The organism is Kitasatospora sp. NPDC087861 (assembly GCF_044742585.1).
GTDB lineage: Bacteria > Actinomycetota > Actinomycetes > Streptomycetales > Streptomycetaceae > Kitasatospora.
The window spans coordinates 134,303-158,704 of sequence record NZ_JBIUUS010000015.1; the positions used below are offsets into that span (position 1 = coordinate 134,303).

22 protein-coding genes and 2 pseudogenes are annotated in these 24,402 nt (G+C 70.7%); 15 read left to right on the top strand and 9 right to left on the bottom strand.

What is annotated here, in order from left to right; genetic code table 11:
• The first annotated feature begins 132 nt into the window (after nt 1-132).
• A complete protein-coding gene (locus ACIOJE_RS21925; RefSeq protein WP_400778034.1) occupies nt 133-537 on the top strand; it encodes a nuclear transport factor 2 family protein in 405 nt (134 codons plus the stop codon).
• Between the two features lie 57 nt (nt 538-594).
• On the opposite strand, the gene ACIOJE_RS21930 is transcribed toward ACIOJE_RS21925, so the two are convergent.
• On the bottom strand, nt 595-1,803 hold the full coding sequence (locus tag ACIOJE_RS21930; protein ID WP_280679041.1) for an ROK family transcriptional regulator: 1,209 nt from the start codon (nt 1,801-1,803) through the stop codon (nt 595-597).
• A gap of 285 nt (nt 1,804-2,088) precedes the next feature.
• Nucleotides 2,089-2,940, bottom strand: a complete 852-nt coding sequence (locus tag ACIOJE_RS21935) for an SDR family oxidoreductase (RefSeq protein WP_400778037.1) — start codon at nt 2,938-2,940, stop codon at nt 2,089-2,091.
• A gap of 182 nt (nt 2,941-3,122) precedes the next feature.
• On the opposite strand from ACIOJE_RS21935, the gene ACIOJE_RS21940 reads away from it, so the two are divergent.
• Nucleotides 3,123-4,889 carry a SpoIIE family protein phosphatase gene (locus tag ACIOJE_RS21940; protein WP_400778039.1) on the top strand — a complete coding sequence of 589 codons (1,767 nt, stop codon included), beginning with the start codon at nt 3,123-3,125 and terminating at the stop codon, nt 4,887-4,889.
• 131 nt (nt 4,890-5,020) lie between these two features.
• Here ACIOJE_RS21940 and ACIOJE_RS21945 read toward each other — a convergent pair.
• Both ACIOJE_RS21945 and ACIOJE_RS21950 read right to left on the bottom strand, forming a co-directional pair.
• Nucleotides 5,021-5,335, bottom strand: a pseudogene (locus ACIOJE_RS21945) (PLP-dependent transferase); the annotation flags it as partial.
• A gap of 145 nt (nt 5,336-5,480) precedes the next feature.
• The gene (locus ACIOJE_RS21950) at nt 5,481-6,821 is read right to left on the bottom strand and encodes a GH1 family beta-glucosidase (protein WP_400778041.1); all 1,341 of its coding nucleotides are present in this window, start codon (nt 6,819-6,821) and stop codon (nt 5,481-5,483) included.
• A 342-nt stretch (nt 6,822-7,163) separates the two neighbouring features.
• On the opposite strand from ACIOJE_RS21950, the gene ACIOJE_RS21955 reads away from it, so the two are divergent.
• A complete protein-coding gene (locus ACIOJE_RS21955; RefSeq protein ID WP_400778043.1) occupies nt 7,164-7,880 on the top strand; it encodes a TNT domain-containing protein in 717 nt (238 codons plus the stop codon).
• Between the two features lie 187 nt (nt 7,881-8,067).
• Here the strand turns inward: ACIOJE_RS21955 and ACIOJE_RS21960 are convergent.
• Nucleotides 8,068-8,160 (bottom strand): annotated as a pseudogene (locus ACIOJE_RS21960) (family 1 glycosylhydrolase); the annotation flags it as partial.
• A 902-nt stretch (nt 8,161-9,062) separates the two neighbouring features.
• Here ACIOJE_RS21960 and ACIOJE_RS21965 point away from each other — a divergent pair.
• Complete coding sequence (locus ACIOJE_RS21965; protein WP_400778046.1) at nt 9,063-10,025, top strand: 3-hydroxyacyl-CoA dehydrogenase NAD-binding domain-containing protein; 963 nt, start codon at nt 9,063-9,065, stop codon at nt 10,023-10,025.
• A gap of 163 nt (nt 10,026-10,188) precedes the next feature.
• Here ACIOJE_RS21965 and ACIOJE_RS21970 read toward each other — a convergent pair whose 3' ends face one another.
• Together ACIOJE_RS21970 and ACIOJE_RS21975 are read right to left on the bottom strand one after the other, a co-directional pair.
• A complete protein-coding gene (locus ACIOJE_RS21970) occupies nt 10,189-10,578 on the bottom strand; it encodes a DUF302 domain-containing protein (RefSeq protein ID WP_280679095.1) in 390 nt (129 codons plus the stop codon).
• 270 nt (nt 10,579-10,848) lie between these two features.
• A complete protein-coding gene (locus tag ACIOJE_RS21975; RefSeq protein WP_400778049.1) occupies nt 10,849-12,111 on the bottom strand; it encodes a PucR family transcriptional regulator in 1,263 nt (420 codons plus the stop codon).
• Between the two features lie 298 nt (nt 12,112-12,409).
• Here ACIOJE_RS21975 and ACIOJE_RS21980 point away from each other — a divergent pair, with 298 nt between their 5' ends.
• The 4 genes from ACIOJE_RS21980 (at nt 12,410) to ACIOJE_RS21995 (ending at nt 16,784) form a co-directional block, all read left to right on the top strand.
• Entirely contained in the window at nt 12,410-13,696 is a 1,287-nt protein-coding gene (locus ACIOJE_RS21980; RefSeq protein ID WP_280679099.1) for an acyl-CoA dehydrogenase family protein, read from the top strand.
• 72 nt (nt 13,697-13,768) lie between these two features.
• Nucleotides 13,769-14,989: a CaiB/BaiF CoA transferase family protein gene (locus ACIOJE_RS21985; protein ID WP_400778053.1), complete on the top strand. Its 1,221-nt coding sequence runs from the start codon at nt 13,769-13,771 to the stop codon at nt 14,987-14,989.
• Between the two features lie 124 nt (nt 14,990-15,113).
• The gene (locus ACIOJE_RS21990) at nt 15,114-15,899 is read left to right on the top strand and encodes a crotonase/enoyl-CoA hydratase family protein (RefSeq protein WP_280679107.1); all 786 of its coding nucleotides are present in this window, start codon (nt 15,114-15,116) and stop codon (nt 15,897-15,899) included.
• A gap of 147 nt (nt 15,900-16,046) precedes the next feature.
• Nucleotides 16,047-16,784, top strand: a complete 738-nt coding sequence (locus tag ACIOJE_RS21995; RefSeq protein WP_280679109.1) for an acetoacetate decarboxylase — start codon at nt 16,047-16,049, stop codon at nt 16,782-16,784.
• Between the two features lie 179 nt (nt 16,785-16,963).
• Here ACIOJE_RS21995 and ACIOJE_RS22000 read toward each other — a convergent pair whose 3' ends face one another.
• On the bottom strand, nt 16,964-17,953 hold the full coding sequence (locus ACIOJE_RS22000) for a helix-turn-helix domain-containing protein (RefSeq protein WP_400778057.1): 990 nt from the start codon (nt 17,951-17,953) through the stop codon (nt 16,964-16,966).
• 195 nt (nt 17,954-18,148) lie between these two features.
• On the opposite strand from ACIOJE_RS22000, the gene ACIOJE_RS22005 reads away from it, so the two are divergent.
• The 6 genes from ACIOJE_RS22005 to ACIOJE_RS22030 all read left to right on the top strand — a co-directional run bounded on the left by ACIOJE_RS22005 (nt 18,149) and on the right by ACIOJE_RS22030 (nt 22,864).
• On the top strand, nt 18,149-18,910 hold the full coding sequence (locus tag ACIOJE_RS22005; protein WP_280679113.1) for an SDR family oxidoreductase: 762 nt from the start codon (nt 18,149-18,151) through the stop codon (nt 18,908-18,910).
• Nucleotides 18,903-19,196, top strand: a complete 294-nt coding sequence (locus ACIOJE_RS22010; RefSeq protein ID WP_280679115.1) for an ester cyclase — start codon at nt 18,903-18,905, stop codon at nt 19,194-19,196. Before ACIOJE_RS22005 ends, ACIOJE_RS22010 begins: the two co-directional genes overlap by 8 nt.
• Before the next feature lie 298 nt (nt 19,197-19,494).
• Nucleotides 19,495-19,953, top strand: a complete 459-nt coding sequence (locus tag ACIOJE_RS22015) for a cupin domain-containing protein (RefSeq protein ID WP_280679117.1) — start codon at nt 19,495-19,497, stop codon at nt 19,951-19,953.
• A gap of 101 nt (nt 19,954-20,054) precedes the next feature.
• Complete coding sequence (locus tag ACIOJE_RS22020; RefSeq protein WP_400778060.1) at nt 20,055-20,435, top strand: putative quinol monooxygenase; 381 nt, start codon at nt 20,055-20,057, stop codon at nt 20,433-20,435.
• On the top strand, nt 20,432-21,253 hold the full coding sequence (locus ACIOJE_RS22025; RefSeq protein ID WP_400778063.1) for an alpha/beta fold hydrolase: 822 nt from the start codon (nt 20,432-20,434) through the stop codon (nt 21,251-21,253). The genes ACIOJE_RS22020 and ACIOJE_RS22025 overlap by 4 nt, the downstream gene beginning before the upstream one ends.
• Before the next feature lie 102 nt (nt 21,254-21,355).
• Nucleotides 21,356-22,864: an MFS transporter gene (locus tag ACIOJE_RS22030; RefSeq protein WP_400778066.1), complete on the top strand. Its 1,509-nt coding sequence runs from the start codon at nt 21,356-21,358 to the stop codon at nt 22,862-22,864.
• Nucleotides 22,865-22,871: 7 nt separating this feature from the next.
• Here ACIOJE_RS22030 and ACIOJE_RS22035 read toward each other — a convergent pair whose 3' ends face one another.
• Nucleotides 22,872-23,525, bottom strand: a complete 654-nt coding sequence (locus tag ACIOJE_RS22035) for a TetR/AcrR family transcriptional regulator (RefSeq protein ID WP_400778069.1) — start codon at nt 23,523-23,525, stop codon at nt 22,872-22,874.
• Between the two features lie 48 nt (nt 23,526-23,573).
• Here ACIOJE_RS22035 and ACIOJE_RS22040 point away from each other — a divergent pair, with 48 nt between their 5' ends.
• The gene (locus ACIOJE_RS22040) at nt 23,574-24,299 is read left to right on the top strand and encodes an FAD-dependent oxidoreductase (protein ID WP_400778072.1); all 726 of its coding nucleotides are present in this window, start codon (nt 23,574-23,576) and stop codon (nt 24,297-24,299) included.
• Nucleotides 24,300-24,402 lie beyond the last annotated feature (103 nt).

Here is a 24,402-nt window from a genome sequence, read left to right on the forward strand (position 1 = left end):
GCTACCGTTGGTTACATCGGCAGCGCGCGGTCGACCTCGGCCCACGCCGGCGCACGCCGGGTGCATTCCGGCCGCCGGGCCGGCCGTGGACCGGAGTGCCCGGGCTGTCACCCACTACGGAAGGGCGGTGCCATGGACGCTGACTCCCGGACCAGGACGGCGATCGAGGAGCATTGGCGGGCCTCGGAACGCGGGGACACCGAAGCCGAGCACGCCATCTACGCCCCGGACGCGATCCTGGACTACCCGCAGTCAGGTGAGCGGTTCCGGGGCCGCGCGACGATTGCGGCGCAACGCGGCGGACATCCGGCCGACCGGCACTTCAGCGTGCAACGGATCACCGGACAGGCACATCTATGGGTGAGCGAATGCATCATCACCTACGACGGTGTGCCCTCGTACTCGGTGAGCATCATGGAGTTCGCCGACCAGCACGTGGTCCACGAGACGCAGTACTTCGCCGACTCCTTCGACGCACCCGCCCGGCGGGCCGCGCTCGCGGAGCCCATGCCGGGCCGGAGCATCGCCGGAACCTGATCGCACCCGCCGGGAGCCGCCGTTCCAAGGCACAAGCGGGTCGTTCTGCCGGGAGCCCTACGGCAGTCCCGCCGTCCGGCGCTCGAAGACCTCGGGGCGCGCGGTCTCCAGGGCCGTGGCGACCGCACCGAGGAGCACCGCCTCCTCCCCCAGCAGGCTCGGCGCGAGCGTCGGGCGCATCGGGGTGATCCGGTGCAGGGCCTGCTCCAGCGGTTCCAGGAGCAGGTCCGCACTGCTGCCGATGCCGCCGCCGAGGACCACCAGGTCCGGGTCCAGTACAGCGGACAACACGGCGACGGCGTAGGCGAGTTGTCCGGCCTCGTGGTCGACCGCCCGGACGGCCGCCGGATCACCGGCCCGGGCCCGCTCGAACACCTGCTTCGCCGTGGGCGCGCCGCCCATCCCGAGGTCCTGGGCGGTGCGCACCACGGCGTCCGCGGCGGCCTCGCGTTCGATGGTCGCCACGGGCTCGCCGGGGCGGGCGGGCAGCGGGACCAGGCCGATCTCGCCCAGCGCGCCGTGTGCACCGAGCAGCAGTTCGCCGTCCTTGACCACGCCCACGCCCAAGCCGGTACCGACGAGCAGGTAGGCGAACATCCGGCTGCCCCGGCCGGCGCCGAGGGTGTACTCGCCGAGCGCGGCCAGGTTGGCGTCGTTGGCGACGGTGACGGCCGTCCCCAGGCCCTCCCCGATCCGGTCGAACAGGCCGGGCCGGCCCCAGCCGGGCAGGCTGGTGGCGTAGCGGACGCCGCGCCGCTCCTCGTCCCACACGCCCGGGGTGCCGATCACCGCGTGCCCGATGTCGGCGGCGGCCAGGCCCGCCTCGGCGATGGCCTCATGGGCGGCGGCGACCACGGCGTCGGCGACGGCGTTCGCCGAGCGGCCCCGGTTGGCCACGTCCCGGCGGGCGACGACCGTCCCGGCGAGGTCCGCGACGGCGACCCGCAACCGGGCCCGGCCGATGTCCACCCCGAGCACGTGCCCGGCCGTCGGGTCAACCTCGTACAGCACGGCGGTGCGGCCGCGCTCGGGGGCGAACCGGCCGGCCTCGCGGACCAGCCCGGCCTGCTCCAGCGCGGCCAGGGCGGCGGAGACGGTGGGCTTGGACAGACCGGTGTCCCGGGCGAGTTGGGCCCGCGAGGAGCCGCCACCGGTGCGCAGCAGTTCGAGCAACAGCCACTCGTTGTTGCTGCGCAGCCGCTGCCGGTTCCACGGCACTGCCGGGGCCCCGGCCGCCGGGCGGTGGGTCGACAGGTGGCGGCTCATCGGTTCCTCCGGTGTGGGCGGGACGGCTGGCGAAGCGGGCGGGCAGGGCGTGACGCAGGCAAGGCAGGGCAGGGCGGGCCTGGCACGGCCCGCGGCGTCCGGTGTCGGGCGCCGCCGCCCAAGTATGACCGGTGATCATTCCGTTCCCGCCCCGACTGCCGAACCCGCGCTACCCAAGGCCGTGCCTGGCCGACCCACCGACCCACCGACCCACCGAATCCCGCCACCCGGCCAAGCCCGCCAGCCCGTCACCCAGCCAAGCCCGCCACTCGACCCCATCGCCCGTCAGACCACCCAGGTGCCCGTCATCCCCCGCACCGCCGAGCCGTCCAGGTCGGCCAGCTTGGTACCGGCGAAGGCCCGAGCCGTCTCGGAGGTCTGCACCCGCAGCGGCGGCCGCTCGGCGGTGAGCGCCGCGACGATCGGCTCCGCCGCCGCCTCCGGGGTCTGGGCCTGGCCGAAGGCCTTCAGCGTCCGGTCGATGTAGGCCTCCAGGGCGGGGGCGTACGGTCCGGCCGCAGCGGTCAGCGCGGGCAGGTCGAGGGCCTGGTTGCCGACGAACTCGCTGGCGACGGCGCCCGGTTCGACGACGGTGACGTGCACGCCGACGGTGGCGGCGACCGGGGCCAGCGACTCCATGAAGCCCTCGACGGCGAACTTGGCCGCACAGTACGCCTCGTTGAAGGGCTGTCCGACCACGCCGCCGACGCTGGTCACGGTGATCACCCGGCCGCCGGTGGCCCGCAGGTGCGGCAGCGCGGCCCGGGTGACCTCGACCACGCCGAAGTAGTTCACCTCCATGGCGGCCCGCACCGGCGCCATCCCGTCCTGCTCGATGGTGCCCACGAATCCGGCGCCCGCGTTGTTGACCACGGCGTCGAGCCGGCCGTGCCGGGCGAGGACGGTGTCCAGGCAGGCGGCGACGGACTCCGGGTCGGTGACGTCCAGCCGCTCGACCTCGATCCGCCCGTCGACGCCCGCCTCGGTGGCGGCGCGGTGCAAGGCCCCGGCCCGTCCGGTGTCGCGCATGGTGGCGACGACGCCGTACCCGGCGCGGGCGGCGGCGACGGCGGCGGCCAGACCGATCCCGGAGGAGGTGCCGGTGATGAGGACGATCGGGGTGGCGGCGGTGTCCATGGTGGTCTCTCCTCGGGCTCTCCGGGGCGTCCCCGGGGCTTGATGTGTGCGTGTGCACGCACCATACATTTATGTGCACGCACACGCAAATGGCTCCGGCCACGACTACAACACGGCCTCCGGCCGGTCAAGGTTTCACCCACTTGTGGGCGTGCCGCGCCCGGGCGCGTGATCATGGGCCTATGCAGTTCCGGCACGGCAACCGCGCAGAAGACGCCCCGCCCGCGACACCGGCGCCCCGGCCCCTCGCGGCGGCGGCTGCCCACGCCGCGAGCCTCGGCTCGTTGCCCGAGGACAAGAGCGACACCGACCGCGACGGCAACAGCCCGGACCTGCTCCGCGACCTGCTCGCCACCGCCCCGGTCGGCGTCGCCCTGCTCGACGACCAGTTGCGCTGGCAGTACCTGAACACCGCCTTCGCCGCCGCCACCGGGCTGCGCCGCGCCGACCTGCTCGGCCGCCCCGCCGAGGCCACCCCCTTCGCCGGCGCCGCACCCACCCTGCGCCGCGTCCTCGCCGACGGACACGACCGCGAACACGCCACCGGCGGGCCCGAGGGCCCCGGCTCCCCCGTCCCACCCGGCCTGCGGGTGCGCTACCGACCGCTCGAACACGCCGGGCGGACCACCGGCGTGATCGTCGTCGTCCTCGACGACCTGGCCCCGGCCCGCGGCCGGCTCCACGAGCTCGAACAGGCCCGCGCCCGGCTCGCCCTGCTCGACGCCGCCGCCGAGCGGATCGGTACCACCCTCGACCTCTCCACCACCTGCGCCGAACTCACCGCCTTCACCGTGCCCGGCTTCGCCGACCTCGCCACCATCGACGTCCTGCCACCCGACGCCGACCCGGCCCGGCCCGGACACGGCGCGCCCCTGCGCCTGCAGCGCGCGGCCGTCGACGCCGTCCCCGCCCTGCGCGCCGCCCTCGGCGAGTCGATCCGGCCCGGCGAGTCCGTCCGCCACGGGGAGGGCTCGGCCGCCGCCCGCAGCCTCGCCGGTGGCGGTGCGGTCCTCACCGAACCCGGCCCCGAGGACGCGAGCCCGGTCGGGATCACCTCCCTCCTCGTCCTACCGCTCGCCACCCACGACCGGCTCGTCGGCCTGCTCACCCTCGGCCGCAGCGCCGCCGCCCCCGCGTTCACCCCGGACGAGGCCGCGCTCCTCGGCGCCCTCGCCGCCCGCGCCGCCACCGCCATCGACCACGCCCGCCGCTACACCCGCTCCCAGGGCATCGCCCTGGAACTCCAGCGGGCCCTGCTCACCGAACCCGGCAACCCGCACCAGAACCTCCTCCTCGCCTCCCGCTACCTGCCCTCCGGCACCAGCTCGGTGGTCGGCGGCGACTGGTACGAGACGGTCCGGCTACCGTTCGGCCGCACCCTGCTCGCGATGGGCGACGTCATGGGACACGGCGTCGAGGCCGCCGTCGACATGAGCCACTACCGCTCGACCCTGCGCGACGTCGCCGGCATGGACCTGCCGCCCCACCGGATCCTGCGCCAACTCGACAACGTCATCTCCGCCAACGACACCGCCCGGCCCGCGACGTGTCTGCTGGTCCTCGCCGACCCCGGCCGCGGCCGCTGGACGCTCTCCAGCGCGGGCCACCTGCCGCCCGCCCTCATCACCCCCGACCACGCCACCGAACTCCTGCAGGTGCCCACCGGCCCACCCCTCGGCACCGGCCTCGGCGGCTACGAGCAGACCACCCACCCACTCACCCCCGACCAGACCCTCCTGCTCTACACCGACGGCCTGGTCGAACGCCGCGACGAGGACATCGACGCCTCCCTCGCCCGCCTCGCCGCCCTCCGCCTCCCCGCCACCGGCGACCTCGACGACCTCCTCGACGCCGTCCTCCACGCCCTCGCCCCACCCGGCCCCACCACCCACGGCACCACCACCGACGACGACATCGCCCTCCTCGCCGCCCGCCCCAAACCCCGCTGACCCCGTACCTCGGATCCGGACACCACTGAGGGTGAGGGCGGCGGGTGGACGTGATCGTTGCGATGGATCCGTTCGGTGCCGCAATCGCGAATTCGGTGAAGTCGCGGCCGGCGGGGACGCCGACGGTGCCCTCACCGTGTTGCGCTCGCGGCTCCGGTCACCCGGTCGGCGCCCGTCACCGGCTCGTGGATGACGACGTCCGCGCCGTACTCGACGGGCCGGCAGAGCAGCGGCGTCGCGAAGGTGTTGTCGGCGAGCATGGCGAAGGTACCGCCGTACAGGCTCTGTTGGGCGATCACCTGGTCGCCGGAGCGCAGCAGGGCGAGCAGGACGGTGTTGATCGCGCCCATGCCCGAAGCGGTGGCGATGGCGTCCGCGCCGCCTTCGAGGTCGGCCACCGCGGTCTCCAGCGAGCGTACGGTCGGGTTGCCGTAGCGGTTGTAGCAGGACGTTCCGTCCGGCCCCCCGAAAGCCTGCGAGAGTCCTCAGCCCGTCGAACAGGCTGTCACTACAGTGAGGCCTTAACTGCGAGTCACCAACTTTCCGCAAGCCGGGCAGCTGGCAAGGGAGTTACGAGATTCGATCGCCCGCCTACTTCGTGAACCGCTCCCGATGGACGGCGATCAGGTCTCGGTACCAGGCATACGAGGCCTTCGGCGTGCGGCGCTGCGTCTCGAAGTCAACGTGGACCAGACCGAAGCGCTGACTGAACCCCTCCGCCCACTCCAGGTTGTCCACCAGCGACCACGCGTAGTAGCCACGGACATCGACGCCCTCGGCGACGGCCTGGGCGAGGGCGTCGAGGTGGGCGGCCAGGAAGTCGATGCGGGGCTGGTCGGGGGTGGTGGACTCGGTGACGGAGCAGCCGTTCTCGGTGATGGTGATGGGCGGGAGGGCGGCGCCGTACAACTCCTTCAAGTCGACGAGGAGTTGGCGGAGGGCGTCGGGAACGACGGGCCAGCCGAAGGCGGTGTGGGGGACGTCGGGGATGTCGACCAGGTCGAAGGGCAGGCCCGGCTCGGTGGGCGCGGCGACGCGGGTGGGGTTGTAGAAGTTGAGGCCGAGGCCGTCGAGGCCGGGGGTGTGGATGAGGTCCACGTCACCCGGGTGGACGGCACCGAAGATGTCGTCGGGGACGCCGAGGGCGGAGAGGTCGGGGTAGCGGCCGAGGAGGACGGGGTCGGTGAACAGGCGGTTGTGGAGGGTGTCGTAGGCCTCGGCGGCGGCCACGTCTGCGGGGTCAGGGGAGGCCGGCTCGACGGGGGTGAGGTTGTTGGAGAGCATCACCTCCAGGCCGCGCTCGTGGAGGATCGAGGCTGCCAGGCTGTGGGCAAGGAGCTGGTGGTGAGCGGTCGGGAGCGCCTCGAACATCAGGGTGCGGCCGGGGGCGTGGGTGCCCAGGGCGTAGCCGAAGACGGTGTGGACGAAGGGCTCGTTGAGGGTGATCCAGGCCGGGACGCGGTCGCCGAGGCGGTCCGCCGCCACCGACGCGTACTCGGCGAAGCGGTACGCGGTGTCGCGATTGAGCCAGCCGCCGTCATCCTCCAGCGCCTGCGGGAGATCCCAGTGGAAGAGGGTGGGCAGCGGGGTGATGCCCACCTCCAACAGGGCGTCCACCAGCCGGTCATAGAAGGCGAGACCGGCGGGATTGACCGCGCCCGCGCCGGTGGGCAGCACCCGGGGCCAGGCGATCGAGAACCGGTAGCCGTCCAACCCGAGACCCTTCATCAGGGCGATGTCCTCGGGGTAGCGGTGGTAGTGGTCGCAGGCCACCGCCCCCGTGTGCCCGTCCCGGACAGCGCCGGGCCGGGCACAGAAGACGTCCCAGACGGACGGCCCGCGGCCGTCCTCGTCCACCGCCCCCTCGATCTGGTAGGCGGCGGTGGCGGCACCCCAGCGGAATCCCGCCGGCAGGTCGAAGCGATCCGGCATAACGTCCTCCTGACACAAACATGAGTGGAACTCATGTTAGTCCCGTGCCCCGGAAACACCAGAGGCAACCGGCCGTCATCACAACGGCGTTGTTCCGCGCCTCAGGAGCCACATCCGGCAACGGAGGCGGCGAGAGGTCCTGCTACCGCCGTTGCGTGAAACGGGGCACACGGGGCCTCACAGTCCCGTCGACTGCTCCGTCCGAATGCTGTGCGCGCAGCCACTCCCCAGGTTGCCCGTCTACCGATCAGTACGAGTGTGCAATGACCGTGCCACGTACGTCCGCTGTCGCTGCGTCGTACGTCGCGCACCCCTCCGTCCGCAGCCCCCTGGAGCCCACCCATGCGTTCGCTCAGGCTCATCGTCCTGCCGCTGGCCGCTGCCCTTCCGTTCACCGTGATGGCCTCGGCCGGCACCGCCGTCGCCGCCGCGCCGGACCGGTCAGCGGCCCACCGCACCCCTCTGCCGTCCGACTGTCCGGACCTGCTCCCGCCGGAGGACCCGACCGTCTACTACTGCGGCCGGTCCGAGCTGGGCCCGGCCGAACTGCCGACGACCGGACCGGTGGCGACGCTGCTGAACCACTACAAGCACTTCGGGGGCCTGCAGCCGACCCAGTTCCTCGACTGGTACCGCGACGGCACCCAGTGGAAGTACCCGGGCAACCGAGGCTTCGCCGAAACCAACGGCACCCTCGACATGCACGAGCAGGCGATGGACGTGGGTCAGGCCCTCGACCGCTTCGGGGCCGAGACCGGCGGCTTCCTGGCGACCGGCGGAACTCCCTACGCCAAGCGCGCCCTGCCGCCGGACTCGCTCAACGGCCCCGGGAACGGCTACCACTGCTACGAGGTGAACCGCTCCTTCCGCGTGCAGGCGGGCCGGATCGCGGCCGGCTTCAACCAGCCGGGGTTCGGCTACCAGCAGTGGCTCGACCCTCAGCTCAAGCCGTCCGATTTCGCGGACGCCGAGCGCTACAGCGTCGCCAACCTCCTCAAGCACGAGTACCTGAAGGTCGCCGAGCCCGAGCGCTGCGTCGGCACGGGCCACGGCTCCTGAACCACGGCCGGCTGGACGGGGCATCACCATGCCGTGCGGTGCCGGAGTTCAGCCTCGAGCCAGCCGGCCAGGTCCGGCGAGGGGCTCTTGGTCGGTGGTTCGTGATGGTACGCGGGCACGAGCCGGATCCTCGGAGGACCGCGAGTGGGCGGAAGCCCGTCGAATGACAGTACGTTCGACGGGCTTTCGCCCACTCGTAGTTGTCGAGCAGCGACCAGGTGTAGTAGCCGCGAATGTCGACGCCTTCGGCGACGGCCTGGGCGAGGGCGTCGAGGCGGCCCGGGCGGGCCGCCGCTTCCGCGTCGACGGCGCCTGTCTTGCCACGGCGTCGGCGTGCTGCCTTGTCGGGCTGGTTGACCTCGGTCACGTCGATGCCCTCGGCGCGCAGGTGGCGGGCGAGGTCGCCGGTCTCCCGATCGCCTCGCAACCGGTGGCCGTCGCCGGGCCGGGGAGGTCAGGACTGTGACGGTGCCTGTCGCGAGGGCCCCTGATCGGGGCACGTCCCCTGCCCGGCGGCAGTAGATGCCGCTCCGCGCGGTGGCCGACAGATCAACAGGAAGGCACCAAAGCCGGTCTTTCCGCGGGTCAGGCCACCGCTCGAAGCGGCACCAGGTCATCCGCACGGTCTTTCCGGATGTGATTGCGGCGATTCCGCTGGTCGGGCATGGGCGCGGTGGTTCCGTGGGAGTTGTGGCCTGTCGGGTCGTCGCTCCCCGGGAGGTTGTGAATGCTGTCGGTCGTGGGACTACTGGAGCAGCACGAGCGTGCTGCCCGTGGAAGCGCTGCGCTCGAAGGCGAAGCGCCTGGTGGCCTGCGGCTGGCCGGCCGAGCCCGCGCCGGGACGATTCACGCTCGCGAAGGGACTGGCCGGGCCAGGCGACGGCAGTGCGGGGGTGCGGCCGGCAGGGCCGCTGGGGCCGCCGGGGCATTGGGACGGCCCCAGCGGCGACGGTGCCTCGCAGGCCGTCGGGGCCAGCACGACCGGTGAAGCCGCAAGGCGACGGGGCAGGCGGCCCGTCTGCGGCCCCGAGATGCACCGGGCGGGCAAGCGCCGCACCCTGGAGCAGAGACACGCGAGTCAGGACGGGCCGCCGATCGCGAAGGCCTCGCACGAGTGGTCACGCGGCGGGTTGTACGCCTGCACGAGGGGGCAGCAGGCCCTCCCCAGGAAGGATCACCACAGTGTCAGTGAACTCCGAGTCTCCCAGCCCGTACCGTCGTGTCACAGTCGTCGGATCAGGTGTCATCGGGACATCCTGGGCCGGGCTGTTCCTCGCCCGGGGCCTGGAGGTCACCGTCAACGACCCCGCCCCGGACGCGGAGGAACGGGTCCGCGTCGGTCTGGAGGAGATTCTTCCCGCCTTGGAGGGTCTGGGCCTGCCTACCGCGGGTCTCACCGACAGGCTGCGCTTCGAGACCGAACTGGCCGCGGCCGTCGCCGACGCCGACGTCGTCCAGGAGAACGGTCCCGAGCGGCTGGACCTCAAGCAGCAGATCTGGACGACCATCGAGCAGTCCGCTCCCGACCACTGCCTGCTCGCGACGTCCACCTCCGGTATCCCGGCCACTGACATCGCCCAGGCCATGCGCCACCCCGAGCGCCTGGTGGTCGGCCACCCCTTCAACCCGCCGCACCTTCTGCCTCTGGTGGAGGTCGTGCCGGGCGAGCAGACCTCTGCCGAGACCCTCCAGCGCGCCCGCGACTTCTATACCGCCATGGGCAAGAAGCCGCAGGTGCTCCGCAAGGAGGTGCCCGGGTTCGTCGCCAACCGCCTTCAAGCGGCGCTGTTCCGTGAGTGCGTGCACCTGGTCGTCGAGGGGGTCGTCACCGAGAGTGAGCTGGACGAGATCGTCACCTCCTCCATCGGCCTGCGATGGGCGGTGGGCGGCCCGTTCCGAACCTTCCACCTCGGCGGGGGCCCGGGCGGACTGCCCCAGTTCCTCCAGCATCTGGGCCCCACCCTGGAAGGGCTATGGCAGCAGCTGGGCAGCCCCTCACTCGACGCACCGACCGTCGAACTGCTTGTCCGCCAGGCCCAGGAAGCCTTCGGAGACCGCTCGGTCGACGCCCTCGCCGCCGAGCGCGACCGCGCCCAGATCGCTGTGCTGAAGGCCCTCGGCGAGTCCCCCACGGCAGGCGCCTGACAGGAACGTGCTGCCCAGGAACGTGCTGCCGCTGACCGTGCCGACCCCGCCGAGGAAGGTGAGCAGGCCGGGGCGGCGCGTAGGGCACGGGCGGTGTGCGCTGTGCTCATCGCGTCTTCGGGGAAGCGCCCCCCGACCTTCTACGGTGAGGCCTCCGGCGGAATCACTCGTGCAGGGCGTCGAGCGCGCTGCGGAGGCGGGCCGCCGCCTCGTCCGTGACGGGCGTCAGCGCGCTCTGGTCACTGATCTGCACCATGAGCTCGGGGTCCATGGCCTCCACCACCGTCCCGCCGGCGGCGGATCGCACCACCACGTTGCACGGCAGCAACAGTCCGATCCGACGGTCGACGCCCAGGGCGCGGTGCGCGAGCTGGGGGTTGCAGGCGCCGAGGATCAGATAGTCCTCGATCTCCTCGCCGAGCTTGGCCCTCAGCGTCGCCCGTACGTCGATCTCGGACAGGATGCCGAATCCCTCCTCGGCCAGTGCGGCGCGCACGCGTTGGACCGCGTCGGCGAAGGGGAGATCGAGCCAGACGCTGATTCCGTAGTCCATGGTCGCCTCCGATGCTGGTGGACGCCTCTTCATCGTGAGCCCGCGACGGCCGGCTGTCGTGGTGGGCCGTCCCTCGCCCGGGGACCGAACGGCCCTGGGGCGAGACGTCGATCTTCTTGTCCTCGCGCACCCGCACGCAGACCCGCTCGCCTCGAACACCCGGGCGGAGAAGGTGACGCCGTGGCCGGGGAGCTGTGATGGTGACCGTCGACAGGGCCTGCGCGTCGCCGACGCGGGCTGCTGCTTCGGCCTGCGGGTCGTCATGCTCCTTCACGAAGGGCTCGCACGAAGGAGGGAGGAGCCGAGGTACTGACAGGCGAGCAGCGCGACCTCCAAGTCGGCGCGGCGTTCGTGGACCGGCCGCCCCATGGCTTCCTCGGCTTTCCGGATGCGGTACTGGACGGTGTTCTTGTGCAGAATCTGGCGGCTGGCGGTGGCGGTGTGACTGCAACCGGTGGCAAGGAAGATCTGCAGGGTCTCCCGGAGGCGTGCGCAGTGCTCGTCGTCGATCGCCAAGGAGCCGAGGACGCTCCATACCCAGGCACGTATGTCGTCGATGTCCGTACACATCAATGCGACGGGACCGACGTGAGCGTATGCCGTGACGCGAGCGCCCGGACTCGCGACCATGGCCAGATCCTGCGCACGCAGCGCCTGGCGATGCGTGCGACGGAAGCCTTCGACACCGGGTTCCACGTCCCCCACGGCCGCCCGAGCAGTACGGTCGCCGTCCTCGACCGTACTCGACAGCAGATCCCAGGGGACCTCGCTGCGCGATCCGAAGGGCAGCCAGGACCAGGACAAGGTCTCGTCCCGGGCGACGAACAGCGGCTTCGTACAACACCTGAGTTCTTCGGCGATCCCGCTTGTGAGTCGGTCGAGCCGGGCGAGTCCTTCCCCGCTATGAGTCCGCTCGGGCAGCCAGAGCACCATCCCGACGTGATGCTGGCGCAGCCGGTAGCCGAGGGCTGATTCCGCCCGGTCGGCGTCCACCTGCCTTTCGGCGAGGATCTCTTGTACGCGTCCGGCGCGTACGGCGGTCTGGTTCAGCAGCCAACGGTCCCGTTCGAGCTGGTAGACCTCGATGACTCGTTCGCTGACACGGTCGATGTAGCCGAAGCTCGCCTCCAGCATGCGCCGGGTGGTCGCGGCGAAGACGTCCTCATCGGCGCATTGGCGGTGGAGCTCGTCAAGGCACCACTGCAGGAAACGGCAGTGCCCGATCCGGTAGGCCCTGATGAGCGCGCTGATGGGAACATTGCGCTGTGCCAGTCGTCGTGCATAATCCAGTGCCGACGCCGGTCCCTCAACATTATCCAGCGGCATGTCGTTCTCAAAGAGATGCAGCATTGTGGCGATGTTTTCCTCGACACTCGATTTCAGAATGTTGAGGATTGTCTCGTCGCCTCTTAGCTGTGGGATTTCGGCAATCAGCAGCTCCCACACATCTCGGCTGACTTCCGAGATGTGCGCCGCCACGTGCGTCGCCACGATCGACAGGTACTTCGTGGCAACGAGGCTGCCCCCAGCCATGTCATCACCCTACAGCGGTGGCGCGGACCGCTGCCATCCGGCGCTCCCGGGCCGGATCCTCAACAGTCCTTCCCGGCGCAGGCGTGCGCCGGAGCGGAACTGCGCATGGCAGTGCGGCCTTCCCATCCCGCACGCTTTTCTGTGCCGGGGTGGTCACCGCGAGTGTATTGGGTCGTGGGCACAAGTTCCTTCGGAAACTTCGTGTTCTGCGTCCGATGGCTTCCCTCGGGATCGTCCCTAGCGTCGTGCTCAGGGGGCGGGATCGGATCCAGGTCCAGCAAGAAAGGAGCGTCGAGAAATGAACACGACACGGCCGAATTCCGCCGATACGGCGCAAGGCACCACCACTGCTGGCGCCCGGGGCACGGACGGGAGGCCGGTGGTGGAGCCGCCGGTACTGGGTGGTCCCGAGCAGACGGACTACTACCTGCTGAACGAGCTGCTGACAGACGAGCAGCAGGCACTGCGTCGCCGGGTGCGTGACTTCATGGACCAGGAAGTCATCCCGATCATCAACCCCTACTGGGAGCGCGCGGAGTTCCCCCACGAACTGGTCCCCAAGCTGGCGCAGCTGGGTATTTCGGGGTTCCAGATCCCGGGCTACGGGTGTCCGGGGATGAGCAATGTGACGGCCGGGATCGTGATCCTCGAACTCGCCCGCGGTGACCTGAGCATCTCCACCTTCGCCGGTGTGCACTCGGCGCTGGCCATGACGTCGATCGCGCTGCTGGGGTCGGAGGAGCAGAAGCAACGTTTCCTGCCGCCGATGGCGCGCCTGGAGAAGATCGGCGCCTTCGGCCTGACCGAACCCGCTCACGGAACGGACGTGGTCAAGCTGGAGACGACCGCGCACCGGGACGGCGACTCCTACGTGCTCAACGGCCACAAGCGGTGGATCGGCAACGCCACGTTCGCGGACTACGTGATCATCTGGGCGCGCGGTGATGACGGGCACGTCGGCGGGTACGTGGTTGAGAAGGGCACACCGGGGTTCGACGCCCAGTTCATCGCGGGCAAGACGGCCCTTCGCTGTGTGCAGAACGCGCAGATCTCCCTGAAGGACGTCCGGGTACCCGCCGAGAACCGGCTGGCCGAGGGCCACACCTTCCGCGACACCGAGAAGGTCCTGCTGGCCTCACGGTTCTGTGTGGCCTGGGAGTCCGTCGGCGCCGCGATCGCCGGCTACGAGACCGCCCTGGCCTACGCGAAGCAGCGGCACCAGTTCGGCCTGCCGCTGGCCGCCTTCCAGCTCATCCAGTACCGGCTGGCGCGGATGCTGGCGGACATCACCGACATGGTGTGCATGCAGTACCGGCTCAGCCAGCTGATGGACGAGGGCAAGTTCTCGATGCCGCAGGTCGCGCTGGCCAAGATGCACTACACGGAACGCGCGCGGGCCATCCTCGCCGACGCCCGGGACATGCTCGGCGGCAACGGCATCCTGCTCGACTACCACGTGGCACGGCATCTGTGCGACATCGAGGCCATCGACACCTACGAGGGCACCGACACCGTGCAGGCACTGATCGTCGGCCGCGACATCACCGGACTCAACGCCTTCGTGCCCACGCTCCCCGGCCACTAGGGCAGCGCCGCAGCCGAGGACGCCGACACCCAGCCGGGACACCCGGGACACCCGGCGGAAGAGGAACCAGCCATGGAGAACACGCCCTTGCTGGAGGGACTGCACGTCGTCGATCTCGCCAGCTTCATCGCCGGACCAGCCGCAGCCACGGTGCTCGGTGACTTCGGCGCCGACGTCGTCAAGGTCGAACCACCACACACCGGTGACAGCTACCGTGCCCTCAGCCGAGTCCCCCCCAACCCCCACGTCGAAGGGGTCAACTACCCCTGGCAACTGGACAACCGCAACAAGCGCAGCATCGAGCTCAACCTGAAATCGCCCGGCGCCCGGCCCGTACTCGAGCGGCTGGTGCGGTGGGCCGACGTCCTGATCACCAACTTCCCGCCCCGCACCCGGGCCAAGTTCGGCCTGGAATACGACGATCTGGCCTCCCTCAATCCCCGGCTGATCTACGCCGACGTCACCGGCTTCGGCGAGCAAGGCCCCGACGCACACCTGCCCGGCTTCGACGTCACCGCATTCTGGGCACGCAGCGGCCTGATGGACCTCACCCGCCAACGCGGCGCACCCCCGACCATGAACGCGTTCGGCTCCGGCGACCACCCCACCGCCATCAGTCTGTTCGCCGGAATCATGACCGCCCTGTACCGGCGCGAGAAGACCGGCCAGGGCGCACGGGTCACCGCGTCCCTGATCGCCGAAGGCGCCTGGGCGGCCGGCATGTGGCTGCAGGCCGTCCTGCTCGGCGCGAAAAACCCCCGCCCCGTCGACCGCTGCGACCCACCCAACGCCCTGGCCAACACCTACCGCACCGCGGACGACCGCTGGATCCTGCTCGCCTTCGCCAACGAGGACAAACAAGTCCCCCTCTTCCTCCAGGCCATCGGCCACCCCGAGGCCGCCGAGGATCCTCGCTTCCACGACACCCCCAGCCGCCGTACCCACACCGCCGTGATCGTCGACCTGCTGGACAAGACGTTCGCCACCCGCCCCCTGGCCGAATGGCGCGAGGTACTCGACGCCGCCGGCCTCACCTACGGAGTCGTCCAGACACTCGAGGAGTGCGCCCACGACCCCCAACTCCTGGCCAACCGGGTCCTCGTGCCGATCGACGACGGCAGCAGCGAACCACACCTGACCGTCAACAGCCCCGTGCACCTGGACCAGGAACAGAAGGTCACCCCACGCCCGGCCCCCGACCTGGGGGAACACACCGAAGCGGTCCTCACCGAACTCGGCTTCGACGCCAACGACATCGAAACCCTGCGAACCGCCGAAGCGATCCCGCGCTAGCAGTGAACCGAGACCGACAGCACCCGCCACCACGCGACGAGCACCTCGGCACCGCGGACGAGGCGCCCTTCGCCGTCAGCGGTCAACGTCCCATCCCGCACGAGGAAGACAAGGAACCACCACCATGACACCCACACCCACCTCCGATGCCCCCACGGTGCGTACCGAAGAACACGACGGCGTCCTCGTGATCACCATCGACCGGCCGAAGGTGCGCAATGCCGTCGACGGCGCCACCGCGCGGGCGTTGGCCGACGCGTTCGACCGACTGGACGCCCGCGGCGACCTGGTGGTCGGCGTGCTCACCGGCGCCGGCGGCATCTTCAGCGCGGGGATGGACCTCAAGGCGTACGCAGCCGGAGACACTCCCGTCATACCCGGGCGGGGCTTCGCGGGACTGACCCGCTCCCAGCCCCACACCCCGCTCATCGCGGCTGTCGAGGGCTGGGCCCTGGGCGGCGGCACCGAGATGGCACTCGCCTGCGACCTGATCGTGGCCGCCCAGAACGCCACCTTCGGCCTCACCGAGGTCACCTTCGGCCTCGTCCCCCCTGAAGGGGGCATCGTGCGCCTACCCGAACGCATCCCCCGCAACATCGCCCTGGAAATCCTCCTCACCGGTGACCCCCTGTCCGCCGCACGAGCCGAACAGCTCGGCCTCGTCAACCACCTCACCCTGCCCGGCGAGGCACTGGACAAGGCCCTGGAACTGGCCCACCGCATCGCGCGCAACGCTCCGCTGTCCATCGCCGCCGTCAAACGCGCGGTCAACGAGCGGACCGCGTACGGCGACCAGGACGCCTTCCGTCAACAGGACCAGCTCGTCGCACCGGTCCTCGCCTCCCACGACGCACAGGAAGGAGCGCACGCCTTCGCCGAGAAGCGCCCGCCCCACTGGGAAGGCCGCTGACCGCGGCCCCACGACAGGCCCTCGTGGCGCGCCCACCGCAACTCGCCCAGCCGGTCCGCCCCCACAACCGGTCCGCCCCACGGCCAGGCAGCACCACGGCCAGGCAGCACCACCGATTCGCACACCACGCAGAACCCAGGTCCGACCATGCGTATCCAAGACGTGCGACAACAGCTCACCACCCCGCTGAACGCCCCAGCCTTCCCTCCCGGCCCCTACCGCTTCACCGACCGGGAGTACTTCACCATCACCTACCGCACCGATCCCCAGACACTGGACCGCCTGGTCCCCGAACCCCTTCACGTCGACGAACCGACCGTGCGCTTCGAGGTCATGCGGATGCCCGACACCACCGGGCTGGGCGACTACACCGAGGCCGGACAGGTGCTCTCCGTCGACTACGAAGGCGAGCGCGGCGAGTACAACCTCGCAATGTACGTGGACAACTTCCCCGCCATCGCAAGCGGCCGCGAGATCAGCGCCTTCCCCAAGAAACTCGGCACCCCGAGACTCACCGTCGACTCCGACACCCTGGTCGGCACCCTCGACTACGGCTCACTGCGGGTGGCCACCGCCACCATGGGCTACAAACACGCCACGCAGGACACGAACCAAGCACGCAAGGAGCTCTGCGCCCCGACCTTCATGCTGAAACTCCTGCCTGGATACGACGGCAGACCACGCATCTGCGAACTCGTCCGCACCCAGATCACCGACATCACCGTCAAAGGCGCCTGGACCGGCCCCGCCCGACTCCAACTCTTCCAACACGCCCTGGCCCCCCTGGCCGACCTGCCCGTCCTGGAAATCCTCTCCGCCCACCACGTGCTGACCGACCTCACCCTCGCACCCGCCGAGGTCGTTCACGACTACCTCAGCGACTGAGCCATCCCCGCCACACCGGGGACGACCTCGGCAAGGGAGGGAATCGCGCGGTGAACGACGGCGACGGGGGCGCGGGGCGGACGACCAAGCCCAAGCGGGCGGACGCCCGGCGGGTCAGGGTACGAGGCCCGCCGGGGAGCATGTCCGCAGGCTGCTCGTGCGTCGGTGCGGTGCGCAGCTCAGTTCCCCGTCGGCATGGTCGAGCGGGCGTACTCGGTGGGCGTCCGGCCGTAGTGCTTCTTGAAGGCTCGGATGAAGTGGCTGCTGTCCGCGAACTGCCAGTGGGCGGCGAGTTCCGAGACGCTCAACCGACCAGAAGGTGCGGTGAGAGCGAGTCGGGCTTCCTCCAGCCGCCGCTGGCGGATGTAAGCGGTCACCGACTCTCCCACTGCGGCGAACGCCCGCTGCAGGTTGCGGACGGAGACGTTGAGTTCACGGGCCAGCATCGTCCCGGAGAGCTCGGGGTCGGCAAGGTGGCTGTCCACCAGGTCCTTCGCGGCCTGTGCGAGCGCGGGAGCCAGCTGGGGTTCCGCGTCGTCGACCCGGCGCCTCGCCACCGCCTTCGCCAGTTCGATGAGCGTGCGGTGGGCCGCTTGCACTCCCGCCGGCCCGAGGTCGGCGACCGTTGCGTAGATCATGTTCGAGTGGGCCACCAACAGGCGCACCTCGGCGGAGTCCGCCGGCCCGCTGACGCTCTGCCGTTCCCCGAGCAGTGGTTTGAGCAGGGCGGCGGGCAGGACGACTACTTTCGCCGTCGTGTCCGGCGCCGTCTCGAAGTGCAGCGGTCGTCCGATGTGGCGGATGAGGAACTGCCCGGCCGGTACGGTCTGTTCGCTGCGGGCCAGCGGGGCGCCCAGCGTCCAGGAGCCGCGTTTCACGACGTACAGCCGTACCTGGTCCTCGACGCCGTTGAGGGGGCCCTCGGTCCGGATGGCGGACGCGCCGTGGAGATCGGTGATGGCCACCTCGCCCACCTTGGTGGCGCGGCTCTTGACCCGGAAGTCACGCATCGTCGCCGGGCTGAAGGTCGGCAGCGGGAAGCCGTCGCCGATCTCCTTCTCCCAGCCGCTTCGGAAGGTGTCGAATCCCCGTGGCGCGGGATCCGCGTGTGCGGATTCCCCGGAGGTGGCCCTGCCTGACCCGTCGGCTTCCGCTCCGGCGTTGTTCATCGACGGTCGTCCTCCGCCTTCGTCGCTCCGGCGCTGTCCGCGCCCTCTGGCGCAGATGTTCTGCCGGGATGGCGCTGTGGTTCAAGCCTGCGCTGCGCTGATTTTCCTAGGCTCAAGTGGCAGGGGCAACCCCTCGCTCCGACCCCGGTGCACACGCAAGAGGAGAATCTCATGAGCCAACAGAATTCCACCCCCGTGGCCGTCATCACGGGTGCCGGTACCGGCATCGGAGCCGCGACAGCGGCCCGGTTCGCCGCCGACGGGTACACCGTGGTGCTCGTGGGCCGCACGGAGGCGACCCTGCAGCGGACCGCCCAGGAGAGCCCGACGGGTGTGGAGATGCATCCCTGGGTTGCGGACGTCTCGGACCTGGCTGCCGTCGCTGCGGCCATGGACGGGGTGGCCGAGCGGTTCGGACGCCTGGACGTGCTGGTCAACAACGCGGGGGTCGCGATTCCGGGCACCGTCGACCAGCTGGATGTGGACAGCTACCGGACCATGGTGAGTACCAACATCGATGGCGTCTTCTTCGCCTCGCGCGCCGCTCTGCCCCACCTGCGGGCGGCGCATGGATGCATCGTCAACGTCGGGTCCGTGGCCGCACTCCGCGGTGAATGGAACCAGGCCGCCTACAACATGACCAAGGGCGCACTGGTCAACCTGACCAACTCGATGGCACTGGACCACGGCCACCAGATCCGGGTCAATGCCGTCCACCCCGGCGTAACGCTCAGCAAGCAGGTCCTGCGCGATGCGCTCGCCGAGGGAACCTCGCTGTACAAGCGCTTCGTGGAGCGCGTGCCCATGGGCCGGCCGGCCGAGCCTGCCGAGGTCGCCGCCGTCATCGCGTTCCTCGCCGGTCGCGACGCCGGGTATCTCAACGGAGTGCACATACCCGTGGACGGCGGTCTGACCGCCTCGGACGGGCAGGCCGACCTGTACAGAATCAGTGCCTGACGGCGACGACCGAGAGGGGGTGCGCGCGACCACGGCGGCCCTGCACGAGGCCTTCTCCGAGCTGCGGGTCGAGGTCCTGCACTGCCTCCGGGACGGAGATCTCGTGGCCACCCACAAGCTGTTCCGCGGCAGGCACACCGGCGCATGGTTCGGGATCCCGCCGTCGGGCAATCGGGTCGAGTTCAGGGTGATGGACCTGGCCTACTACCGGGACGGACAGCCGTTCGAGCACTGGGCCGTCGCCGACGGCGTGAGCCTGCTACGCCAGACCGGCGCCCTGCCATAGCCCCTTTGCCGCCGCCCACTCCCCGGGCGAATCGGCTCGTCCCGCTTCCCGCCACCCTCCGGGGCCGTGCAGTTCGGCACGCGGGATTCCGAGGCAACACCCAAATGTGGCACAGGAGTTGAGGCAAGGAAGGATGCAGGCCGCGGTCTCCCGCCTGCGGCTCACGCCCCCACTCCGAAGCGGTCAAGGAAAGTCAGCCCTCTTCGCGAGAGCCCACTTGCATAAAGCGAGAGGGTCGCCTACATTCATGAGAGTCAACCCTCATAAAGATTGCAGTCTCCCTTCCTTGGAGGTTCAGATGGCAGACGTCTCAGTAGTCGGCCCGGACGCCGGTGAGTCGATCCAGCTCGGCCCGACCCGGATGCGGATCCTGGAGGACGGCAGCACGACCGGGCACCGCCTGGGCGTCGGGGAGATCACTCTCGCCCCGCACACCGACGGGCCGCCGCAGCACCGGCACGCCCGGCACGACGAGGGCTTCTACGTGGTGTCCGGCGCGGCCCGGTTCACCGTCGGCGAAACCGTGTACGACGCGCCGGCCGGAACGCTGGTCATGATCCCGCCCGGCGCCCCGCACACCTTCGCCAATCCGACCGACGGCATCACGGTCCTGCTCAACACGTTCACCCCGGACCTGTACGTCAACTACTTCCGGGATCTGCGCGACATGATCGCCGACGGCCGGCCGCTCACCCCCGAGTCGACGATCGAGGTGATGGGCCGGTACGCCACCGAACCGGCCACCGACTTCTCCTGAGGCGCGCGCACCTCCAACCCGCCGCGTCACCTCCAACCCGCCGCGTCACGTCCACGCCTGCCGTCCGGCATCCGGGACCAGCAATGATCACGGAGAAAGCCGTGGGCACCACCACGCAGTACACCGTCACCCTCGACGGAATCGGCCCGGTCGAGGTGCCCGTCGCCGACTACGGGTCCGGGCAGCCGTTCCTGCTCCTACACGGCGGGGCGGGACCGCACAGGGCGAGGGAGGCCGAGCTGGCCCAGGCCCGGACGGGAAGCGTCCAGGACCGCCGCGAACCCGGCTGCCTCACCTTCACCGCCTACGAGGCGCGCGATGTCGCCCGACGCTTCTACCGCTACGAGGTCTACACCGACGCCACCGCGTACGACACCCACCTCCAGGATCCGGCCCGCACAACACGGCCCGCCGACGCGGGATTCACAGCCACGCCACGATCCGCTCCGTACCCGAGTACCCGAGGGAACCCATCACCATGACCATCTCCACTTCCACCAGCACAACCCGCACCATCGACCTTCCGGGCGGCCTCGCCGTCACCATCCAGGAGTTCGGTCAGAACACCGAGGGCACCGGCGTGCTCGTGCTGCACGGCGGCGCCGGACCGCGCTCGATGGCCGGGTTCGCCACCGACATGTCGCAGCACGCCTACGTGGTCGTGCCGACCCACCCCGGTTTCGACGGCACGCCCCGCCCGGAATCCACCGACACCGTCGCTGACCTGGCCACCGCCTACCTCGACCTGCTCGACGCGCTCGACCTGCGCGGCATCATGGTGGCCGGAAGCTCGGTCGGCGGCTGGATCGCCGCCGAGATGGCGCTGCGCGACAACGCCGCCCGGATCTCCTGTCTGACCCTGCTCGCCTCCACCGGTATCGCCCCCGAGCCGCCGCTGCAGCTGGCCAACCCCGCCGAGCTCGGCCCGGTCAGGACCGGCGAACTGGCCTTCCACAACCCGCAGCTGCGCCCGGACCCGGCCATGCTCGGCCCGGAGCAGCTGGCCGTGCTGGCCGCCAACCAGCGCACTCTGGCCGTGTACGCGGGCGACCCGTTCTGCTGCGACCCGAAGCTGCGCGGGCGCCTGCACCGGGTCACCGTCCCGGTGCTGGTGATCGCAGGTGAGCAGGACGGCATCGCCCCGCTGGAGTACGAGCGCGCCCTGGCCGACTCCTTCCCCCACGCCACCTTCCGCGCCGTCCCCGAGGCCGGGCACTTCCCGCACATCGAGCAGCCCGCAGCGGTCTTCGAGGCGATCGGCGACTTCGTCGACACCAAGGTCAATCCCGACGGCCGGTAACGGCCACCAGCACGAAACCGCGCCCGCCGTGCCGCACCCTTCGCGGACCGGCGGGCGCGCCAGGTATCAGGACCGCCCCGCCACTCACCGAGGAGGACGGACATGACAACACCTCATCCCCTGACCGACGGCGGGCGCCGGCGGGGGCAGCTGGTTCTGGCGGTGTGCTGCCTGAGCCTGCTGATCACCGCCTTGGACACCACCGCCGTGAACGTCGCCCTGCCTGCCGTCGGCCACGATCTGCACGCCTCGGTCAGCGGCCTGCAGTGGACCGTCGACGGCTACACCCTGGCGGTCGCCGCCTTCATGATGCTCGCCGGATCCACCGCCGACCGGATCGGCCGGCGCCGGGTGTTCCAGGCCGGACTGGCCCTGTTCACCGCCGGCTCGCTGGCCTGCTCCCTTGCCCCGACCCTGGGGTGGCTGATCGCCTTCCGTGTCGTCCAGGGCCTGGGCGCCAGCATGCTCAACCCGGTTGCCCTGTCGATCATCACCCACGCCTTCCCCGATCCGCGCGAGCGTACCCGCGCGATCGGGCTCTGGGGAACCACGGTCGGTCTGTCCCTGGCCGCCGGCCCGGTGGTCGGCGGCCTGCTGGTCGCCTCGACCGGGTGGCGATCGATCTTCTGGATCAACATCCCGATCGGTGTGGCCGCCCTGGTGCTCGCCGCGGTGTTCGTGCCCGAATCCAAGGCCGCCACCACACGACGGCCGGACCCGGTCGGCCAGCTGCTCGTCGTCACCATCCTGACCTCGCTGATCTTCGCGATCATCGAAGGCTCACGCCGGGGCTACGGCAGCACCCCCATCATCGGCCTGTTCGCCCTGTCCGCGGTCGCGGTCGCAGCGCTGCCCGGCTACGAACGCCGCCGCGAGCAGCCGCTGGTCGACCCGGTGTTCTTCCGCTCGGTCCCGTTCACCGGCTCCTTCGTCATCGCCGTCACCGCGTTCCTCGTCCTGTCCGGCTTCCTCTTCCTCAACACCCTGTACCTCCAGGAGGTGCGCGGCTTCAGCGCGCTGCACGCCGGCCTGCTGACCGTGCCCATGGCCGCCGGCATCGCGCTCGCCTCACCGCTGTCAGGGCGCCTGACCGCCGCGCGCGGCCCGCGCCCCCCGCTGGTCGCCGCCGGCCTGCTGATCGCCGCCGCGGCGCTGATGCTGACCACGCTCGCCCCGACCACGCCCTGGGCGGTCCTGCTCGCCGCCTACGTGCTGCTGGGCACCGGCTTCGGCCTCGTCAACACCCCGATCACCAGCACCGCCGTGGCCGGCATGCCGCGCGCCCAGGCCGGGGTGTCCGCCGCGATCACCACCACCGGCCGCCAGGTCGGCAACAACCTCGGCGTCGCAGTCCTCGGATCGATCGTCGCCGCGCACACCCGTGCTCCGGACCATGCCGGAATCGCCGCCGCCAGCCACCCGGGATGGTGGGTCCTGGCCGCAGGCGGACTGGTGATCGCGGCGATGGGCCTGGCGATCATCACACGCCGCGCCGCCGCCGCCACCGCCACCGCCACCGCCACCGCCACACGGGTCGCCACACGCGTCCCGACCGATCCCTCGACCGCCTTCAGCAGCGCGCCCAGGATGCGCGGAGGCGCGCAGGCATGATCCGTCGTCAGCGCCGTGCGGCGCGGCGGCCGTTCGCAGGTGCGGCGCTGTCCAGCGCGGCCCGGGTGAGGGTGGTCGCGGTGTGCACGACGCTGGCGATCGCCTCCTCCGGGTCCAGCCGCGACAGGTCGGTCAGCGCGAACAGGGCCTCGGCGCTGACGACGACGGCGAGGTCGTTCTTGAGCTGCCTCACCGCGGCCGGGTCCGTGGCCCCGAGAGTGCCGTCAAGCGGGGCGAGCGCGTGGTCGATCAGGCCGAAGCGCATGGCCGGCCGAGCTTCGGCCGCCTCGGGGCGGGTGATCGTGGCCGCGATCATCGCGCGGGTCGCTCCCTGGTAGGTCAGCACCGTCCGCAGCAGGTGCTCGGTCGCGACGGCGACGCGTTCCACCGGGTCACGGGAGTCCGCGACCGACGCGAGCGCCTCGGCCGGGGTGGGCATCTGCCCGGCCAAGGCCTCCTGGAGCAGGCTCGCCAGGTCGGGGAAGTGCCGGTAGGCCGTGGCCTCGGACACCAGAGCCGACTTGGCGATCCCAAGCATCGTCACATCGCGGCCAGTGCGCATCAGTTCGACTGCCGCCTGCACGATCGCCCTGCGCGTGCGCAGCTTCTGGTTCACGCGGCCCGCCGTGGCCTGCGGTGTCGTCGGTTCGCCAGTGTGCATGGATCAAGAATAGCAAGTCGACCCTGATGATGAGAGTTGGCTCGCATCATGGGGCGCCGGGGTCGCGAACGGTCGCGCACGGGACGGGCCACCCTCCAGATTGCCGGTCATCGCAAGCGTCACAGTCTGCTCGAAAGGGAGAACCACGTCGGGGGGCGAATGTCCACCCGCGAGGTGCGAGCCGGAGGCTCTCTCTACCGTGTCGACCGTGGCGCGAGTTGGCTCTCACACAACTACGCCCCGATGATCAAACTCTTGGAGGACGCCGGGCTCACCGGGCGGATGCTGCCCTGCTCGGACGAGCTGGGTGTGTTGCGCGACGGTCGCGTCCACCGCCTGTCCCTGGTCCGGAGCTCGGGCCTGCTGCGGACCGGACTGCTCGGGTGGCGCGCCAAGCTCAGGGCCGTCAACCTGCTGCGCGACCTCGCCGCGGCCCGCCGCCGACTGCGCTGGGAGGACCTGTCCCGAGCTGCGGAGCTGGACCGGGAGAACGCCGGGGAGTACGCGCTCCGCCGACTCGACCGCGAACTCCTGGACTACCTGGTGGAGCCGTTGTGCGGCAGCCAGTTCCTCGCGTCGGCCGAGGAGGTCGCCGCCGTCGGGGCCTTCTGCATCATGTGGGGCACGTTCGGAGCGGCGAGCTTCACCTTCGACGGTGGCACGGGGCGCCTCCCCGAATACCTCCTCGACACCCCCGTCATGGGCTCCCCCGGTACCCGGGTCGAACTGGGCGCGCAGGTCACCGAGATCCGCCGGGTGTTTTTACCGGGGTGAAATGGTTCAGGCACGGATTCCGTGAAGGGATCACGAGTCAGTGACGGTCTGTGTTGACTGGGATCTTGCTCCGAAGAGTCCGCCGGACGACCCGCTGTGAGAG